The 20,339-nt window shown below is 41.1% G+C and carries 14 protein-coding genes, 1 tRNA gene and 3 pseudogenes; 13 read left to right on the top strand and 5 right to left on the bottom strand.

Features of this window, described 5'->3' with window-relative positions; genetic code table 11:
- Positions 1–30: 30 nt before the first annotated feature.
- The 8 genes and pseudogenes from murD to AC4PG5_RS11185 all read left to right on the top strand — a co-directional run bounded on the left by murD (position 31) and on the right by AC4PG5_RS11185 (position 9,505).
- Complete coding sequence (gene murD, locus AC4PG5_RS11220) at positions 31–1,365, top strand: UDP-N-acetylmuramoyl-L-alanine--D-glutamate ligase (protein WP_492028972.1); 1,335 nt, start codon at positions 31–33, stop codon at positions 1,363–1,365.
- Between the two features lie 58 nt (positions 1,366–1,423).
- Positions 1,424–2,719, top strand: a complete 1,296-nt coding sequence (locus AC4PG5_RS11215) for an FtsW/RodA/SpoVE family cell cycle protein (RefSeq protein WP_492028971.1) — start codon at positions 1,424–1,426, stop codon at positions 2,717–2,719.
- A 27-nt stretch (positions 2,720–2,746) separates the two neighbouring features.
- Positions 2,747–3,871, top strand: coding sequence for an undecaprenyldiphospho-muramoylpentapeptide beta-N-acetylglucosaminyltransferase (murG, locus tag AC4PG5_RS11210; RefSeq protein ID WP_492028970.1), 1,125 nt, complete (start codon positions 2,747–2,749; stop codon positions 3,869–3,871).
- Positions 3,872–3,913: 42 nt separating this feature from the next.
- Positions 3,914–5,290 carry a UDP-N-acetylmuramate--L-alanine ligase gene (gene murC, locus AC4PG5_RS11205; RefSeq protein WP_492028969.1) on the top strand — a complete coding sequence of 459 codons (1,377 nt, stop codon included), beginning with the start codon at positions 3,914–3,916 and terminating at the stop codon, positions 5,288–5,290.
- A gap of 3 nt (positions 5,291–5,293) precedes the next feature.
- Positions 5,294–6,022 (top strand): annotated as a pseudogene (locus AC4PG5_RS11200) (cell division protein FtsQ/DivIB); the annotation flags it as partial.
- A gap of 151 nt (positions 6,023–6,173) precedes the next feature.
- Positions 6,174–7,649: a cell division protein FtsA gene (gene ftsA, locus AC4PG5_RS11195; protein WP_492028968.1), complete on the top strand. Its 1,476-nt coding sequence runs from the start codon at positions 6,174–6,176 to the stop codon at positions 7,647–7,649.
- Positions 7,650–7,695: 46 nt separating this feature from the next.
- Positions 7,696–9,006 (top strand): cell division protein FtsZ, encoded by a 1,311-nt coding sequence (ftsZ, locus tag AC4PG5_RS11190; protein WP_492028967.1) that lies wholly within the window; start codon positions 7,696–7,698, stop codon positions 9,004–9,006.
- Positions 9,007–9,055: 49 nt separating this feature from the next.
- Entirely contained in the window at positions 9,056–9,505 is a 450-nt protein-coding gene (locus tag AC4PG5_RS11185; RefSeq protein WP_492028966.1) for a GatB/YqeY domain-containing protein, read from the top strand.
- Positions 9,506–10,137: 632 nt separating this feature from the next.
- Here AC4PG5_RS11185 and recO read toward each other — a convergent pair.
- A complete protein-coding gene (gene recO, locus AC4PG5_RS11180; protein ID WP_492028965.1) occupies positions 10,138–10,866 on the bottom strand; it encodes a DNA repair protein RecO in 729 nt (242 codons plus the stop codon).
- A 428-nt stretch (positions 10,867–11,294) separates the two neighbouring features.
- Here recO and AC4PG5_RS11175 point away from each other — a divergent pair.
- From AC4PG5_RS11175 to gyrB, 3 genes are all read left to right on the top strand, one after another.
- Positions 11,295–11,366: transfer RNA gene (locus AC4PG5_RS11175), tRNA-Glu, on the top strand.
- A 43-nt stretch (positions 11,367–11,409) separates the two neighbouring features.
- On the top strand, positions 11,410–11,664 hold the full coding sequence (gene rpsT, locus AC4PG5_RS11170) for a 30S ribosomal protein S20 (protein WP_492028964.1): 255 nt from the start codon (positions 11,410–11,412) through the stop codon (positions 11,662–11,664).
- Positions 11,665–11,853: 189 nt separating this feature from the next.
- Complete coding sequence (gene gyrB / locus AC4PG5_RS11165; protein WP_492028963.1) at positions 11,854–13,812, top strand: DNA topoisomerase (ATP-hydrolyzing) subunit B; 1,959 nt, start codon at positions 11,854–11,856, stop codon at positions 13,810–13,812.
- Positions 13,813–13,917: 105 nt separating this feature from the next.
- Here gyrB and AC4PG5_RS11160 read toward each other — a convergent pair.
- Positions 13,918–14,409 (bottom strand): annotated as a pseudogene (locus tag AC4PG5_RS11160) (DUF3109 family protein); the annotation flags it as partial.
- Between the two features lie 68 nt (positions 14,410–14,477).
- Between AC4PG5_RS11160 and AC4PG5_RS11155 the strand changes: the two are divergent.
- A complete protein-coding gene (locus AC4PG5_RS11155) occupies positions 14,478–15,632 on the top strand; it encodes an IS256 family transposase (RefSeq protein WP_492028566.1) in 1,155 nt (384 codons plus the stop codon).
- Between the two features lie 62 nt (positions 15,633–15,694).
- Here the strand turns inward: AC4PG5_RS11155 and AC4PG5_RS11150 are convergent.
- Together AC4PG5_RS11150 and gpmI are read right to left on the bottom strand one after the other, a co-directional pair.
- Positions 15,695–15,796: pseudogene (locus AC4PG5_RS11150) on the bottom strand (DUF3109 family protein); the annotation flags it as partial.
- Positions 15,797–15,863: 67 nt separating this feature from the next.
- Complete coding sequence (gpmI, locus tag AC4PG5_RS11145) at positions 15,864–17,378, bottom strand: 2,3-bisphosphoglycerate-independent phosphoglycerate mutase (protein ID WP_492028962.1); 1,515 nt, start codon at positions 17,376–17,378, stop codon at positions 15,864–15,866.
- 269 nt (positions 17,379–17,647) lie between these two features.
- Between gpmI and AC4PG5_RS11140 the strand changes: the two genes are divergently transcribed.
- A complete protein-coding gene (locus tag AC4PG5_RS11140) occupies positions 17,648–18,574 on the top strand; it encodes a magnesium transporter CorA family protein (RefSeq protein WP_492028961.1) in 927 nt (308 codons plus the stop codon).
- A gap of 334 nt (positions 18,575–18,908) precedes the next feature.
- Here the strand turns inward: AC4PG5_RS11140 and AC4PG5_RS11135 are convergent, their stop codons facing one another.
- A complete protein-coding gene (locus tag AC4PG5_RS11135) occupies positions 18,909–20,339 on the bottom strand; it encodes a DUF5723 family protein (RefSeq protein ID WP_492028960.1) in 1,431 nt (476 codons plus the stop codon).

Genomic DNA, 20,339 nt, shown 5'->3' with positions numbered 1-20,339 from the left:
TTATAAATTCTTTATTAATAACTCAGCATAATGAAAAGAATTGTAATATTAGGAGCAGGCGAAAGTGGCGCAGGAGCTGCTGTATTAGCCAAAACAAAAGGCTTTGAAACTTTTGTTTCCGACATGTCATCTATCAAAGACAAGTATAAAGAACTCCTGAATAAGTATTCGATTTCTTGGGAAGAAAGACAACACACAGAAGAACTCATCTTAAATGCAGATGAAGTTATTAAAAGCCCAGGCATCCCTAATGACGCCCCCATTATTCTAAAGTTGATCGAACAAGGCACTCCAATTGTTTCTGAAATAGAATTTGCAGGACGATACACCAATGCCAAGATGATTTGCATCACTGGTTCTAATGGGAAAACGACCACAACCTCTTTAATTTATCACATCTTTAAGAGCGCAGGGCTGAATGTCGGATTAGCAGGAAATATTGGAAAGAGTTTAGCATTGCAAGTCGCAGAAGAGAATCACGACTATTACATTATCGAATTAAGCTCCTTTCAATTAGACAACATGTACAACTTCCGTGCCAACATAGCTGTCTTGATGAACATCACCCCAGATCATTTAGATCGTTATGAGCACTGCATGCAGAACTATGTCAATGCAAAATTCCGTATCACTCAGAATCAAACACAGGATGATGCGTTTATTTTCTGGAATGATGATCCTATTATTAAAGAAGAGCTAGCCAAGCATGGACTAAAAGCTCATCTATATCCTTTTGCAGCAATAAAAGAAGATGACGCCATTGCTTATGTTGAAGATAAAGAATTAAAAATTACCGAACCCATAGCATTCAATATGGAACAAGAGGAGTTAGCCCTAACCGGGCAACACAATTTATATAACTCTTTAGCTGCCGGTATCTCAGCAAATTTAGCAGGCATAACTAAAGAAAATATACGCAAAGCACTCTCTGATTTCCAAGGAGTAGAACATCGATTAGAAAAGGTCGCTCGAGTACGAGGCATCGATTTTATAAACGATTCCAAAGCAACGAATGTCAATTCATGTTGGTATGCCCTACAAAGTATGAAAACCAAAACCGTACTAATATTAGGCGGAAAGGATAAAGGGAATGACTATAAAGAAATCGAAGCTCTTGTAAAAGAAAAATGTTCAGCTTTAGTCTATCTTGGCCTACATAACGAAAAGTTACATCAATTCTTTGACCCGATGGGATTGCCTGTTATTGAAGTCAACACAGGAATGAAAGAGGCAGTGGAGGCAGCTTATAAGTTAGCCCAAAAGGGAGAAACAGTTTTATTGAGTCCCTGCTGTGCTTCATTCGACCTATTTAAAAGCTATGAAGACAGAGGCGACCAGTTTAAGAAATATGTAAGAGAGCTATAGGAAAGAGAACAGGAAAGACAAAGGAATCTAAATCGTAACAAGCTTAATTTAATTAACAGTGGATTTATTAAAAAACATATTCAAAGGAGATAAAGTGATATGGATTATATTCTTATGTCTATGTCTCATTTCAATTATTGAGGTGTTTTCTGCTGCATCAACCCTCACCTATAAAAGTGGGGATCATTGGGGACCAATCACGCAGCATTCAATAATCTTAATGGTAGGAGCCATTATTGTTGTGTTAATGCATAACATTCCTTATAAATGGTTTCAAGTCTTCCCTGTATTTCTATATCCAGCTTCCATTGTCTTATTGGCGTTTGTTACCCTAATGGGTATTGTGACAGGTGACCGAGTGAATGGTGCTGCCCGTTGGATGACTTTCATGGGAATACAGTTTCAACCCTCTGAGTTGGCAAAGATGGCTGTCATCATTGCGGTTTCTTTCATTTTATCGAAGAAACAAGATGAATACGGCGCTAATCCCAAGGCCTTCAAATACATTATGATTTTAACGGGACTTGTCTTTCTCTTGATTGCCCCAGAGAATTTATCTACCGCAATGCTGCTTTTTGGGGTCGTCTTTATGATGATGTTCATTGGACAAGTATCTATGAAAAAGTTATTGGGATTAGTTGGATTATTGATTTTGGTTGGAGGAATAGGGATTAGTACAATCATGCTTATCCCCCCTAAGACGATAAGACAAACCCCCGGATTACACCGTCTAGAAACATGGCAGAATCGCGTAAAAGGGTTTTTTAATAAAGAAGAAATACCCGCAGCCAAATTCGACATTGACAAAAATGCTCAAATCGCGCACGCACGTATTGCGATTGCGACTAGCCATGTCGTAGGAAAAGGACCTGGTAACTCCATACAACGAGACTTTTTAAGTCAAGCCTTCTCCGATTTCATCTATGCCATTGTTATTGAAGAGATGGGACTTATCGGAGGAATAGTCGTAGTCTTTCTCTATCTTTGTTTATTAATGCGGGTGGGACGAATTGCTCAAAAATGCGAAAGGACCTTTCCAGCCTTCTTAGTGATGGGTATAGCCTTATTACTTGTATCACAGGCTATATTAAATATGATGGTTGCCGTAGGATTATTCCCCGTAACCGGGCAACCCCTCCCCCTAGTTAGTAAAGGAGGGACAAGTACTCTCATCAATTGCGCCTATATTGGTATGATCTTAAGTGTAAGCCGATATACAGCATACCTTGAAGAAGTAAAAAATCAAGCATTATCTCAAACACCGGAAGAGACAGCCCTCGAAGAGCAAATCGGCAATGAACCTAAAGCTGAAGCATTGAACAGTGATGATCAGTTTGATGATGCCATAAAATAGAAAAGATTTAGTAAGGATAATCATACAATGAAAAAAGAATTAAAAGTAATTATAAGTGGTGGAGGTACAGGAGGACATATTTTCCCTGCCATCTCAATAGCCAATGCCATCATGGAATTAAATCCAGATGCCAAAATTCTCTTTGTCGGAGCAGAAGGAAGAATGGAAATGCAAAAAGTCCCTGATGCCGGGTATCAAATTATAGGTCTGCCGATTGCAGGTTTAGACCGAAAGCACCTTTGGAAAAACATTGGTGTAGCCATTAAACTGATCCGTAGTCAGCTAAAAGCTCGGAAAATCATCAACGATTTCAAACCTCAAATCGCGGTCGGTGTCGGTGGATACGCCAGCGGTCCAACTCTGAAGACAGCCTCGATGATGGGTATTGCTACACTCATACAAGAGCAGAACTCTTATGCCGGAGTAACGAATAAGTTATTGGGCAAAAAAGCCCATCGCATCTGTGTAGCATACGACCATATGGATCGTTTCTTCCCTACGGAAAAGCTTCTGATGACCGGCAATCCTGTTCGTCAAAACCTTATTGATAAACGTCCAAGTAAAGAGAATGCTTTAGCATCGTTCAACCTAGCGCCAAATAAAAAAACCATATTAATCATCGGCGGAAGTTTAGGAGCAAGAACCATAAATAATGCATTGGTCAATGCTATTCCAACAATCAAGAACAATTCTGATATTCAATTCATTTGGCAAACCGGTAAAATCTATCACAACCAAGTGCTAAACGAACTAAAAGCAACAACGACTCTACCGAACCTATACGTCACCGATTTCATCAAAGATATGCCGGCAGCATATGCCGCAGCCGACCTTATCATCTCGCGTGCCGGAGCCGGTTCTATCTCAGAATTTTGTCTATTAGGAAAGCCGGTCATACTTATTCCTTCACCCAATGTAGCGGAAGATCATCAAACTAAAAATGCACAAGCATTGGTTGACAAGCAGGCCGCATTATTAATCAAAGACAGTGATGCCAACCAAGAACTATTTGTAACGGCCCTCCAAACAGTTAAAGATGATGAAACCTTAAAAGACCTAGCTGCTCACATTAGTCAACTAGCCTTGCCGAATGCAGCAAGGATGATCGCAGAAGAGGTGATAAGAATAGCAGAAAAATCTCAAAAGCGATAACGTTTTGTAGTTAAAAAGACAATCTATCATATTAAAAAGAACATGAATATTGAATCAATCAAATCAGTATATTTTATTGGCGCAGGTGGAATAGGAATGAGCGCCTTGGTACGTTATTTTCTGGACAAAGGTAAAGTTGTAGCAGGATACGACCGGACACCTACTCCATTAACCCAGAAGCTCATCGCCGAAGGGGCTGCTATCCATTACGAAGACAATATTAATCTCATACCGGAATCGTGCAAAGATATCGAACGAACATTAGTTGTATTAACTCCGGCTATTCCGAATGATCACTCCGAGCTCGTATATTTCAGAGATCATGGGTTTAGCATTCAAAAACGTGCTCAGGTTTTAGGCATCATCACACATTCCAGCAAAGCCCTTTGTGTAGCAGGAACCCATGGAAAAACCACAACTTCAACCATGGCTGCGCATCTGTTACACCAATCACACGTTGGCTGTACGGCATTCCTTGGAGGCATATCAAAAAACTACGAAACCAACCTCTTACTTTCTCAAGAGAGTCCCTACACCGTCATTGAAGCTGACGAGTTCGACCGTTCATTCCACTGGTTATCGCCATACATGTCGGTCATCACTTCTGCTGATCCCGACCATCTCGATATTTATGGCACCACAGAAGCCTATTATGAAAGCTTCGAACACTATACCACGCTGATCCAACCAGGTGGAGTACTCCTTATGAGAAAAGGGATTACCTTACAACCCCAAGTGCAAGAGGGCGTTCAAATCTACACTTATTCACGTAATGAAGGTGATTTCCATGCCGAGAATATCCGAATCGGCAATGGTGAAATCTACATCGACTTTGTTACTCCTAACACTCGAATCAATAACATTCAGCTAGGTGTACCTATTAGTATTAATATTGAGAATGGAGTAGCTGCTATGGCTCTTGCCCACCTCAATGGTGCTACCGATGAAGAAATCAAACAAGGTATGGCTAGTTTCCGTGGAGTAGATCGTCGATTTGATTTTAAGATCAAAAACGATCGCATCACTTTCTTAAGCGACTATGCTCATCACCCTTCGGAAATCAAACAAAGTATCTTATCAATCAAAGAACTTTATACAGACAAGAAGATCACTGCCATCTTCCAGCCACATCTTTATAGTCGCACAAAAGACTTCTACTCCGATTTTGCAGAAAGCCTCTCTTTGCTCGATGAGGTGATCCTCACAGAAATTTATCCGGCTAGAGAAACTCCGATACCAGGAGTTACAAGTCAGCTAATTTATGACAGACTAAAACCCGGAGTAAATAAGACCTTGTGCAAAAAAGAAGAGATTATTAATCTTCTCAAAGACCGAAACATTGAAGTTTTAATTATATTAGGAGCCGGAGATATAGACAATTACGTACCGGAAATCCAGAAAATGCTTGAAAACCGATAACTTATGATAAAGAAAATCCTTCTACTTCTAGTCATGTTAGGCCTTTTAGTCTATTTCATTATAGCTATAACGGTACTGAACAACAGGCCTAGACAACAGGTTTGCAAGGACTTGGAGTTAACGATAAAGGATACCACATTTGCAGGCTTCATCAAGAAAGAAACCATCACGGCTCTTTTAGAGCAAAACGGAATGTACCCCGTAGGGAAAAAGTTAGAATCGATCTCAACAAAAACGTTAGAAAAGATTTTAAAGAAACATCCGTTAATAGATAAAGCCGAATGTTATAAAACCCCAAGCGGAAAGGTCTGCATAGAAATCACACAGCGCTTTCCGATCCTAAGGGTTATGGCCTCAAATGGAGATGATTACTATATTGACAATAAAGGAATTATCATGCCACCCGAGGCCAAATGTATTGCACATCGGGTAATTGTAACCGGTAAGGTAGAAAAATCGTTTGCAATTAAGGATTTATATAAGTTTGGTGTATTTTTGCAAAACAATGATTTTTGGAATGCCCAAATCGAACAAGTCAACGTGTTACCCGACCGAAGTATTCAACTCATACCTCGTGTTGGTGATCACATGATCTATTTAGGTCAGTTAGAAGGTTTTGAGACTAAGCTAGAGCGATTAAGAATATTCTATATTAAAGGACTGAATAAAGTCGGTTGGAATAAATATTCTTATATTAGCCTAGAATTTAACAACCAAATCATCTGTTCGAAAGATAAGGTAAACAACAAAGTGATGACAACAGATTCGTTTCCACAACAAACAGACTCTGTTGCCTCAAATGATAAGAAAAATAATAACTAACAATATAAACCCTATCGCTCAGTCGTACAGAGAAAGAGTGATAGGACAAATTATAAAGAATATGGCAACAACAGACTTTATCGCAGCGATTGAACTCGGTTCATCAAAGATAACCGGTGTGGCCGGAAAAAAGAATAGCGATGGGAGTATGCGCATCTTAGCATACGCACAAGAAGATTCTTCTACCTTCATACGTAAAGGAGTGGTCTACAATTTGGATAAGACTGCTCAGAGTTTAACTTCAATCATCAATCGATTGGAAAGTGAGTTAAACAATTCGATTGCTAAAGTATATGTAGCTATTGGTGGACAGTCGCTTCGTACAGTACGCAACGTTGTAAGTCGCAACTTAGAAGAAGGAACCATCATATCAGAAGAATTAGTCAGCGCTATAGGAGATGAAAATGTTTCTATTCCGTTAGTCGATATGGATATTCTTGATGTCGCCCCTCAAGAATATAAAATAGGCAACAATCTACAAGCTGATCCGGTGGGCGTAGCAGGCAATCATTTAGAAGGTCGCTTTTTAAATATTATCGCCCGTTCTTCAGTTAAGAAGAACTTAGAACGTTGTTTTGAACAATCGAAAATCGATATAGCCGATCTACTAATTGCCCCAACGGTGACAGCCGATGCCATACTCACCGAAAGTGAGCGCCGTTCGGGATCTGCACTGATCGACTTTGGAGCAGACACCACTACCATCTCGGTCTTCAAGAACAACATCCTTCGCTTTTTGAGTGTTATTCCACTAGGTGGAAACAGCATTACAAAAGATATTGCAACATTACAGATGGAAGAGGAAGAAGCTGAGCAATTAAAAAGAACTCACGGAGACGTCTTCTACGAAGAAGCTGAAAATGAAGAAGAACCGGCTATGTGCACAACAACCGGTGATGGACGAAGCATTGAACTTAACAAACTCAATGCAATTATAGCTGCCCGTGCCGAAGAGATCATTGTCAACGTATGGAATCAATTGCAACTCTCGGGATACGACGACAAGCTACTTGCCGGGCTAGTGATCACGGGTGGAGGTGCAAACTTAAAGAATCTTGATGAGCTCCTTCGTAAGCGGACGAAGATAGACAAAATCAGATTTGCAAAAATGCCGCGAAATAGCATTGATGCAACCGATCATATCGTAAGAAAAGATGGGACACAGAATACCGCTTTCGGATTACTTTTCGAAGGCACACAAAATTGTTGTTTAGTCGAAAGCAAAACAGAAACTCACCAACCAACTTCAACTTTTACATTCACCTCTGAAGAACAGAGTCAAAGCACACCTCAAGAAATCTCACAAGATATGTTTAAAGATGATGAGGAACTCATGCAACAAGCCGAAGCAGCACGTAAGAAAAAAGAAGAAGATGACAAGCGTCGTAAAGAAGAAGAAAAACGCCGCAAGGAGGAAGAAAAGCGCATGAAAGAAGAAGAGAAAAGAATGAAGAAGCAACAAGCCGGACCAAGTTGGATACAGCGGAAGTTAAACTCTCTCACCCAAGAAATCTTCTCAGATGATAACATGGAATAAATTTTAGAGATCAGTCATTAGTATAAAAATATAATACAAAATAGATATGGACGAGATAGTACAATTCGATTTCCCGACAGATTCACCGAAAATCATTAAAGTTATAGGTGTAGGTGGTGGTGGAGGTAATGCCGTAAACCACATGTACCGGGAAGGGATACATGACGTAACATTCGTTCTATGCAATACGGATAATCAAGCCTTAGCAGAATCGCCTGTTCCAGTCAAACTACAATTAGGAAGAAGCATTACTCAGGGGCTTGGAGCCGGTAACCGACCAGAGAGAGCTCGCGAAGCTGCAGAAGAAAGTATAGATGACATCAAAGATTTGCTCAATGATGGGACAAAAATGGTCTTTATCACCGCCGGTATGGGTGGAGGTACCGGAACCGGAGCTGCTCCTGTTATTGCCCGTGTTGCTAAAGAGATGGATATCCTGACTGTCGGCATCGTCACGATTCCCTTTATCTTCGAAGGCGAAAAGAAGATTATTCAAGCTCTAGACGGTGTAGAACGCATCGCACAACATGTTGATGCCTTATTGGTCATTAACAACGAACGGTTAAGAGAGATCTATGCCGACCTAACCTTCATGAATGCATTTGGAAAGGCCGATGATACGCTTTCGATAGCCGCAAAGAGTATTGCCGAAATCATCACGATGAGAGGAACGGTCAATTTGGACTTTGCCGATGTGAAAACCATCCTCAAAGATGGTGGTGTAGCCATCATGAGTACCGGATTTGGAGAAGGCGATAATCGTGTCACTAAGGCCATCGATGACGCTTTACATTCTCCTTTACTCAACAACAATGATATATTCAATGCGAAGAAGGTGATGCTCAATGTTTCGTTCTGTCCAACATCAGAACTGATGATGGAAGAGATGAACGAGGTGCACGAGTTCATGAGCAAGTTCCGCGAAGGTGTCGAGGTCATCTGGGGAGTTGCCATCGACAATGCGCTCGAATCGAGAGTTAAGATCACTGTCTTAGCAACCGGATTTGGCGTTGAAGACGTACCGGGTATGGATAGCCTACACGAAATTCGTAATCAAGAAGAAGAAGAACGACAGCTCCTTATCGAGGAAGAAAAGGAACGTAACAAAGAGCGCATCCGTAAAGCATATGGCGAGAGTGCCAGCACCATTGGCAGTAAAAATATACACAAACGTCGTCACATCTATCTATTCAACACGGAAGACCTCGACAACGATGATATCATCTCCATGGTCGAAGACTCACCGACTTATCTACGCGATAAAACCACGTTGAAGAAGATCAAGACTAAAGCGGCCATTGAAGAAGAGAATGCAACAGAAGAGGTCGTCAACGAGGATGGCGTTATAACCTTCTAAAAAAGCTCTTTGTAAAAGATAATAGATATCAACAAAATAATAGATAATTATGGATTTATTTGAAAGAATCAGTGAAGACATCAAGAGTGCAATGAAAGCCAAAGACAAAGTAGCTCTTGAAACCCTAAGAAACATTAAAAAGTTTTTCCTAGAAGCTAAAACAGCTCCGGGAGCCAATGATACTTTAACTGATGATGCGGCACTAAAAATCATCCAGAAACTAGTAAAGCAAGGCAAAGATGCTGCAGAGATCTATATTGGACAAGGACGACAAGATTTAGCCGATGAGGAATTGGCACAAGTTAAAGTGATGGAAGCCTACTTACCTAAACAAATGAGCCCAGAAGAGCTAGAAGAAGCTCTGAAAGCAATCATTACAGAGGTTGGTGCTAAAGACGGCAAAGACATGGGTAAAGTGATGGGCGTAGCGTCTAAAAAACTCGCAGGATTGGCAGAAGGACGTGCAATCTCAGCTAAAGTTAAAGAATTGCTTGGATAAAAGATTAGAGTAAATGGTTTAGATATGTGGAAACGATTGTTTTTACGATATCAACGCCCCCCAACATTATTACTCTAAAAGTTAATGGCATCTGGTAAAAAAGACACCAGATGCCATTAACTTTTAGAGTCTACTTCTTACTTTTTCGATATTTAACCCATAAATCATATGCAAAAGGCCATGATATAAGCAATATTAGGAAAAAGTCATCATACTTTTGTACGATACCAAATGCGTATAAGCATTTTATAGCCGAATAGATTACAATAATCAAACCTAGCTTTAAGATAATCTTTTTTACTGTATTATTCATTGTCAGCCTTTTTAACCAAATCACGAATCTCCCCTCCATTCCTACCGCCTAAACAAACAGCAAGAATCAGTTTTAGAACATTAGGAATAGCATACTTTTAATGATGATTCAAATTAAACCAACTCCAAAGATCATATTAGAATTGGTCAAATAAAACTTATATTCAAAAGTATAACATTTTCTATACCCAAACAATATTTCATGAAAAAAAACAGAAATCTGCCTCTCCTTTTATCACATGAATTCTATAGTTTGGAATAATGATCAACACAAACCATTAAATAAGAAATAAAAGGCAAAAATGGACCAAGCCAATGAATTAATCGAACAACTCTTTGAGTACCTCTATCGAACGTAAAGACGGGAACTCCGGAAGATGGAGGCGATAATAATCATTAATAATCATCAGGCAACGATTTCGCTCTGCACGATTCATTGCAAACAGGTGCATCGTACGATAGCTCATGCGCATTAAATTCAAGATTCTTGAGGCATCAGCCGGCTCAAGATAAAACGAATGCGTTTGTGGTCGTCCGCCCGTAAAACAAGCATTCAGCATGTCGAAGTAACTCCCGGGACGATAATCCTCCAGATTAGGGAAAAGCCCCAAGAAACGAGAAAGACGCATCAAAAAGACCAGATGAAAATTTGAGAAACCCCCTCGGCAAGCATCTAACCATACCACAGAATGACGTAAATAAGCAAACAATGGTTTATTTTCCCCCTCTTCACGGACGGCCCGATAAAGAAACTCGGCCAAGAAAAGAGCAATGGCCGATTTATACGGATCATAAGGGATCGTTTCGAAAGGATAAAGAGATTTGGCCTCTTTAATGCGATAAAGCGTGGTGCGAGGACGAACATCAACTTCAAACTCAAGGAGCGACAGCGGTTGAAAAAGAGCACCTCTAAGCGTACTTTTCTTTGAGCGAGGTGTAGAGACAACAAAGGCATTTCGCCCTAATAGTTCCGTATACATCTCCACAATCATGGACGAATCGTTATATTTCACTGTATGCAGGACTAATCCTATCGTTTTTTGAAGCATGTTCCCTATTTATTTATGCGATAGCAAAACTACTAAAAAGTAGATAAACCTCAACCCCGGCTACTCAAAAAATCGCTTTATCAGAAGCAATTTGGAAAACTATTATCGAAAAATTCGTAGAAAAAATGAACGGCACCCATCAAAATAGATCCTCATCACTTTCAAGTTGTATTAATGACTACTATATATAATAAGGTATAGTAAAAGAAAGGTAAAATCAAGTAAAGAAGAGAAACAAAGAAAAAAGTAAAAACCTATTCACTTGATATCCAGAATAAACAGAGGATACAAACAAAAAAAATCAAGCAAAACAGCTTTTTTTTCTGAGAAATGTTTGCCAGTTTCAAAAATGTTCCTACCTTTGCATCCGCAATCGAGAAACAAACCACGCTTCGAGAAAGCAACCAAGCAGAAATGCTAAGCCAAATGGCCCATTCGTCTATCGGTTAGGACGTAAGATTTTCATTCTTGAAAGAGGGGTTCGACTCCCCTATGGGCTACAAATAAAAAAATTAAAATCAACAATAAAAAAGATTAGTCGAGATGGCAAATCACAAATCATCACTGAAAAGAATCAGACAAGAAAAAGCAAGAAGAATCCACAATAGATATTATGGAAAAACCATGAGAAATGCTGTGAGAAAACTTCGCGCTACTACAGAAAAAGCAGAAGCTTCTTCATTGTTAGTAGTTGTTTCTAAGATGGTGGACAAGTTGGCTAAGGTAAACATTATCCACAAGAACAAAGCAAATAACTTGAAGTCTAAATTGGCTCTTCACGTTAACAAACTAGCTTAATATCTAGAAACTAAGCACAAAACATATATATTTAGGCTGAGCTTTAAAAGCTCGGCCTTTTGTGTTTTGTCTCGAATCGAAGCCCATTCAAAATATTAAGTTGGCATTCCACATTTTTCACGATTCATTCTTCCCTACCTCAATAAAAATCACTATATTTGTTCTGTTATTATAATCAGAAATGTAATTATGAGCGAAGAACAACTCACTCCCAATAACGGGTCTTATTCAGCGGATAGTATCCAAGTATTGGAAGGGCTTGAAGCAGTAAGAAAACGTCCGGCGATGTACATTGGGGACATCAGCGTAAAAGGACTCCATCATTTGGTTTACGAAATCGTTGACAACTCTATCGATGAGGCATTAGCTGGATATTGCGATCATATCGAAGTTAGCATAAATGAAGATAACTCAATAACCGTTCAGGACAATGGTCGTGGTATCCCGGTTGACTTTCATGAGAAAGAAAAGAAATCAGCTCTCGAAGTTGCAATGACTGTGCTACATGCCGGAGGTAAGTTCGACAAGGGTTCGTATAAGGTATCCGGCGGACTCCATGGTGTGGGTATGTCTTGTGTTAATGCCTTGTCAACCCACATGATCACTCAGGTTTTTCGTAATGGAAAGACCTACCAACAAGAATATGAGATCGGTAAGCCACTCTATCCGGTAAAAGAAATCGGAGAAGCGACTTGTACCGGAACAAAGCAACACTTCTGGCCGGATAAAACGATCTTCACAGAAACCATCTATGATTATAAGATTTTGGCCTCACGCTTACGCGAGTTGGCTTATCTGAATGCCGGATTACGCATCTCATTAACCGATCGCCGCGTGATCAACGAAGACGGAACATTCAAAAACGAAACGTTCTTCTCTGAAGATGGATTAAGAGAGTTTGTACGGTTCATCGAGTCCTCTCGCGAACACCTCATCAACGATGTGATCTATCTCAATACAGAGAAACAGGGTATCCCAATCGAAGTTGCCATCATGTACAACACCGGATTCTCTGAGAACATCCACTCGTATGTAAACAACATCAACACCATAGAAGGTGGTACTCACCTATCAGGCTTCCGTCGTGCATTGACTCGAACACTCAAGAAATATGCCGAAGACAGCAAGATGCTTGAGAAAGTCAAGGTAGACATCTCGGGAGACGACTTCCGCGAAGGGTTGACTGCCGTAATCTCAGTAAAAGTAGCCGAACCTCAGTTCGAAGGACAAACCAAAACAAAACTAGGTAATAGTGAAGTGATGGGAGCTGTAGACCAAGCTGTTGGTGAAGTGCTGAATTATTACCTCGAGGAACATCCTAAAGAAGCAAAAACCATTGTCGACAAAGTGATTCTTGCAGCCACTGCACGCCATGCCGCTCGTAAAGCACGCGAAATGGTGCAACGCAAATCACCGATGTCAGGAGGGGGACTTCCAGGTAAGTTGGCCGACTGTTCAGATCGAATTCCGGAAAAATGTGAATTATTCCTTGTCGAGGGAGATTCTGCAGGTGGAACCGCAAAACAAGGTCGTAACCGCGCCTTCCAAGCTATCCTACCCCTTCGTGGAAAGATTTTGAACGTCGAGAAAGCCATGTACCACAAAGCGCTAGAAAGCGATGAAATTCGCAATATCTATACGGCACTTGGGGTAACGATCGGAACAGAAGAAGACAGCAAAGCAGCTAACATTGAAAAACTGCGTTATCACAAGATCATCATCATGACCGATGCCGACGTCGATGGCTCGCACATCGACACTTTGATCATGACGTTCTTCTTCCGCTATATGCCACAGATCATCCAAAATGGTTATCTCTATATCGCTACTCCTCCACTCTATCTCTGTAAAAAGGGTAAGAATGAAGAGTACTGCTGGACCGAAGCACAGCGTCAGAAGTTTATCGACACCTATGGAGGTGGTTCGGAAAACGCTATTCACACGCAACGCTATAAAGGTTTGGGAGAGATGAACGCCCAACAATTGTGGGAAACAACCATGGATCCTGAGAACCGCATGTTGAAGCAGGTTAACATAGAGAATGCAGCCGAAGCAGACTACGTCTTCTCCATGCTAATGGGTGAAGAAGTTGGCCCTCGCCGCGAGTTTATTGAAGAAAATGCAACTTATGCAAATATCGATGCATAACCCAATATTTTAATTAACCAACCTCACATCTTACAAGAGAAAAAGCGTCGATCCAAAGAGAAATCTTTCGATCGACGCTTTTTTAGATGTATAAAAGAGAAACGGTTAAATCAACTTCCGTTCTTTCAATTCGTTCACTGCAACTTCCAGTTCATTATACCAAGCCTCACCAAACTTGCGAATCAGAGGTTCTTTCAGGAACTGATAAACAGCCACTCCCTCTTTACGTCCTAGAATCTCGGCCGCCTTACAAACCTCCCAACGGTGATAGTTCACCGCTTTAAAAGGTCCATAATCGCCGACACGTATCGGATAAAGATGACACGACACCGGCTTATAGAAATCCACCTTCCCTTCACGGAAAGCTTTCTCAATGGCACAATAACAACACCCCTTTTCATCGTAACACGTAAAGACACAATCTTTACCATTCACGATCGACGTTACCAAATCACCTTCCTCGTCGGTATAGACCACCCCTTGGCGATCGATGACCGCACGAGCCTCAGCCGACAACTCATCCCACACGACAGGTAAAGCAGCTTCCAACTGCGCCACCTCTTCGAGTTCAACCGGAGCACCGGCATCCCCCTCGATAGTGTTTTAAAAAGTGTGTAAATCCCAATATTTCTTAGATTTGTATTGTAACCTAAAATGAAAGAGAAATGGAATTTACACAAGAACAAATGTCTGAAATTATTTCTTCACTTACAAATGGTAAAGAAGGATTTCAGGAATTAATCCGTTTAGGGATGGAATCCTTAATGAAATCAGAGCGTAAGATTTATAATTCTCAGACTGATGATGTGAGTAATGGCTATCGTGATCGTCGAGTATGTCATGGCGGTCAAATGTTTGAGATTCGCGTTCCTCGGAGTCGTGAGAGCAACTTTTATCCTGTTTTATTAGGGGTACTTAAAGATCAAGAAGCTGAAGTTCAGCGCTTAATTTGTAGTTTATACGCTCAAGGCTTGACCACCAAGCAAGTTGGTGATATCTCTGAGGAATTTTACGGTAAGCATTATAGTAAGAGTCAAGTAAGCCGGCTCCTTGATACGGCACGTGGAGATGTTTCTGCGTGGCTGAACCGTAGATTAGATGCACGTTATCCAATCGTTTATATTGATGCTACGTATGTTGCCACCAGGCGCAATGACTCGGTTTCAAATGAAGCATACTACGTAATATTAGGAGTAAAAGAAGATAGAACTCGTGAGGTCTTATCAATTGTGAATTTCCCAACCGAAAGTGCTTCCAACTGGCTTGATATATTCGATGATATAAAAGAAAGAGGAGTTAGTGAGATTAATTTATTTGTATGCGATGGCTTATCTAGTATTGAAAATTCTATCGCACATGCATTTCCTGGTGCAGATATCCAATTGTGCACGGTGCATTTAAAGAGGAATATATTGGGGAAAATTAAACCTCGAGATAAAAAAATAATTGCGGCTGAAATGCAGATAGTATTTAGGCCGGATCAAGATTTGGCCACCCCTGAAAGCTCACATAAACAATTTCTAGATTTTATAGATAAATGGGTGAAGAGTTACCCCATGCTTAAAAGGTATAAACATGAAAGGTACAAATTCTATTTCACTTATTTCAAATATGAGAGAGAAATAAGAGGTATGATATATACAACCAATTGGATTGAACGACTCAATAAGGATTTTAAAAGAGTGCTGAAAATGCGTGGTGCGATGCCAAACTATGATTCTGTGATATTATTGCTTGGCAATGTGGCTATGAATAAAGATGTATTTAAATATCCAATTTACAACTTTCTTGAATCAAAGCTTTTTATCAAAACAGAATAATTATATTTTTGAGAAATATTTATGCCTAAGAAATAAAACATACACACTTTTCTGAACATTACCTCCCCCTCAATACAACAAGCCCCTTTGCACGCCTCAAGATTACATATAAACTTCTCCCGAAGCACATCCAAAGAAACGACTACATCATCTATTTGAATCATACCTTTATTATCATAGACGACAAAGGGCGAAGTCGAACACCCCGCCCTTCATCTATCCATCGTTTTCTTACTTAATCAAACAATTACCGTTCATCTCAGCAGGAAGTTCCAATCCCATAATCTTCAGAATGGTTGGAGCCACATCGGCCAAACGACCGTCTTCCACTTGAGCCTCTTTATTCTCGGTAACATACACACAAGGAACAGGGTTCAACGAGTGAGCCGTATTGACCGAACCATCTTCATTCAACGCACGATCCGCATTTCCGTGATCGGCAATGATGATAGCCTCATAACCCTCAGCTTTTGCAGCCTCAATGGTATCCTTCAAGCAAGCGTCTACAGCGACAACCGCTTTCTCGATCGCTTCATAGATACCCGTATGACCCACCATGTCACCATTAGCATAGTTCACCACGATGAAGTCAAATTTATCTTCGTTGATGGCAGCCACCAATTTATCCTTCACTTCAAACGCACTCATCTCCGGCTTCAAGTCGTAAGTAGCCACTTTAGGTGAAGGAACCAAGATACGTTCCTCATTGGCATAAGGCGTTTCACGTCCGCCATTAAAGAAGAACGTCACGTGAGCATACTTCTCTGTTTCAGCAATATGAAGCTGATTCAATCCCTTCTCAGCAATATATTCACCCAACGTATTGCTCACATTCTCTTTGTCGAACAAGATATGAACCCCTTTGAAAGAAGCATCATAAGGCGTCATACAGTAGAACTGCAATCCAGGGATTGTTTGCATACCAGCTTCAGGCATATCCTGCTGAGTCAACACCACAGTCAGCTCCTTCGCACGGTCGTTACGGTAGTTAAAGAAGATCACCACGTCACCCTCTTTGATCGTCCCGTCAACCGCTGCATTAACGATTGGTTTCACGAACTCATCCGTCACCCCTTCGTCATACGATTCCTGCATCGCCTGAACCATATCCGTAGCTTTCTTTCCGGCACCGTTCACCAACAAGTCGTAAGCCTCTTTCACACGCTCCCAACGTTTGTCACGGTCCATCGCATAATAACGTCCGATGATAGAAGCCACCTTAGCAGTCGACTGCGCACCATACGCCTCCAACTGTTCGATGAAACCCTTACCACTCTTTGGATCGGTATCACGACCATCCATGAAACAGTGTACAAAAGTATTCTCAATCTGATATTCCTTAGCAATATCACAAAGTTTGAATAGATGATCGAGTGAACTATGCACTCCACCATCAGAAGTCAACCCCATGAAATGGACACTCTTACCGTTTTCTTTAGCATAAGAAAAAGCAGAAACCACTTCAGGATTACTCAATATACTATTATCAGCGCAAGCGCGATTAATTTTAACCAAATCTTGATAAACCACACGTCCGGCACCGATATTCAAGTGTCCAACTTCAGAGTTTCCCATCTGTCCGTCGGGCAAACCCACATTCTCACCACTCGCCTCAAGCTTTGAGTGAGGATAAGTACGGGTTAGATAATCCCAATACGGTGTAGGGGTATTAAAAATAACATCGTCTTTTTTCTGATCGCCTAATCCCCAACCATCGAGGATGACTAAAAGAGCTTTCTTACTCATATGTTTCAAAATTAAATTATCAATCTAGTTCTTGGCTACAAAGTTACAAAAAGTTCACGAAGATGACGCTTAATCTATGTTAAGTCAGCCAATAATGACCGTCTATTCAACTATTTTAGCTAAATTTGTCCCGCATTATAAAAAACAATCTATAGAAATATGGACGATTCGAACCCGCGAAGGTATAGTTTACAGTATTCATTCACACGAACAGAGTCATAGCATCTGCCGTCTCTGCTCGTCATTAATTTACGAAAGGAGACAATAAGATGAGAACCTATCTTTATTGTGAGGCCGGTTTTGTAGAAAAAGACCAATGGCTTCCTAATAGCTGGATCAACGTTGTGTGTCCCACCACCGACGATTTCAATTTTCTAACCCAAGAGCTTCATGTTCCGGAATCTTTTCTAACCGATATTGCCGATACGGACGAACGTCCGCATACGGAAGAAGAGGGCGACTGGCTACTGACCATCTTACGCATCCCGGTGCAAAACAGACAAGGCGGCTTCCCCTTTGGTACCGTCCCCATCGGCATCATCACCAATAAAGAGCTCATCATCTCCGTCTGCTACCAACAAACCGACATGCTGCCGGATTTTATTGAACACACCCGTCGGAAAGGCATTGAGGTGCGTAATAAGCTAGACCTAATCTTACGCCTCATCTACTCCTCGACCGTCTGGTTTATGAAGTATTTGAAACAGATCAATCTGGACATTGCAGCCGCAGAGAAAGAGTTGGAACGTAGCATTCGTAATGAGGACTTGTTACGACTCATGAGGTTGCAGAAGACTTTAGTCTATTTCAACACCTCCATTCGTGGAAACGAAGTGATGATCGGTAAGCTAAAGAGTCTATTTCAGAACACCAACTACCTCAATGAGGACCTTCTGGAAGATGTGATTATCGAGTTACGCCAGGCTTACAACATGGTGAATATCTATAGCGACATTCTGACCGGCACAATGGATGCCTTCGCTTCGATTATCTCGAACAACGTCAATACGATCATGAAACGCATGACCAGTATCTCTATCATCTTGATGTTGCCGACCTTGATTGCGAGTTTCTACGGTATGAATGTGGACATCCATTTGGATAGCATGCCACATGCCTTTATAGCTATTATCGTATTCTCGGTCTTGCTCTCGGCATCAGCCTTTGCTGTTTTCAAGCGGATCAAATGGTTCTAAAATTGATTGCAAGCAGTCAACTTGTAGGATAAAGCAAGCATTTACTCCCGCAGTGCCATTTAGAACTTGCACCATCTCTTTAAATATTATTCAAGTCCGATTAAGCGAGAGCTTCATTCCATTAATCGTTCTTTAAGTACGATTTGTTGAGCCCTCGAAGCAGGGCTCTTCAGCCCTCGTTCGAAAACCCATGAGCCCTCGTTCGAGGGCTGAAGAGCCTTCGAACGAGGGCTCAACAAACGACGGTTGCCCAACACCTAAAGTGACTGCAAAAATGATTAAATGCAGCAAGATCTTTCGTTAAAGATACGGCATAAAAATGCTCACGCAATGTTTATCTTGTCCGACCAATCGGAATAAAGAAACCTAAAAAGGCATTCACGCTCTTAGAGTTGTTGCTAAGCATCACATAATCACTGCCAACTAAAACCGGTCCCAGTTTCATGGCTACCCCGAAAGATTGCGCATGACTCTGAATCAATGAATAGCTTAAAGAGAGGTTAAACCATTTCTTCGGACGGAAGTTCGTAGAAAGCGTCACTTCAGACCACGTCTTAGGCTTCAAAAAGCGCGTGGTAGAAAGAGCCCCGAACGATAAACGATCGTTAAAGCAAGCATACTCTGCACCCAGAACCACCGTTGAAGAAAGGGACGTCGTCCGCTTACGTTTCTCATTTTCAGATAAACGCAACAGGTCAAGGTTCAACAAGTCGCCATGATCTACCCGATCAAGAAAATTAGAAGCATCGGCAGAGAACTGCGCCAATCCCTCAGCCGTTAGCGGATAGTCACTCCCTTTATAATCAATATCTTCTTTAGCCTGAGCAAACACAGAACTATTCTTATCCCAATTGATGAAGCCCAAATCGAGCACGGAAGCCGAGAGGGTCACATTTCTAAACGGTTTATAAGAGACACCCAGGTCGACCGCCCCTCCGACACCGGCTATTCCATAGCCCTTGAAACTCACATCATCAATGTATGTATTGTTGGGGTCTTGATTGTTTTCATCCAACGTCCACCCTTTAAAAGAGCCTTCCAGTTGGGCATCGACCTTGATTTGCGCATGATAAGAGGCCAACTCTTCCGGCAAGATGTGGTTCGGATCTTGGGGTAGATGAGTCGAGATATAAATCCGATTCGTTCTGAACTTCATATTTCCCGCACCAAGCAGAACCTTAAACTTTGCGCCGACCGACAGCTTCTCATTGATCGCCCGAGCATAACCTAGACCAACTTCGGCATAGGAGTTAATATCCCAATTGTTGCCGACCAGATCATATTGTTTACCACTCCAATCGATCGTTTCAGAGTCGGTCTCCCGCAAGAAATCAAAGACCGATTTAGAGACTTCTCCACCGATATCCGTTCGGACTCCCACATTAATACTCCAAAAGTTATCTCCTTTATACCATCCCATAGCAAACAGATCCGTGCTCTGCTCGACATTAATCTTGTTTCTATCCGAAAGACGACTCATGAGCGATTCATTGTTATAGAATTTCTTGTCGCTAAAGAGGTCGATCATATCGTTGAAGCCTAATGAACTGGAAGAAGCAGAAGCATAAATCGAACCGACAAACGGAACATACAAATAACCTCTGTCGGGCATTAAAGACGGATTGGACTTCATACGGTAAGGAGCATCTTTCATGAAGTATGCTGTACGGAGGTTCTGCGCCTTTATGGAACACATCAAAGATAAATATAAAAGACATCCACAAAGAGCTTTTAAGCGATAGTTGGTCAACGTTTTTTGCATCAT

The sequence above is a fragment of the Bacteroides sp. QWL-09 genome, from assembly GCF_058683585.1.
This window is presented reverse-complemented; position numbering and strand designations above follow the sequence as displayed.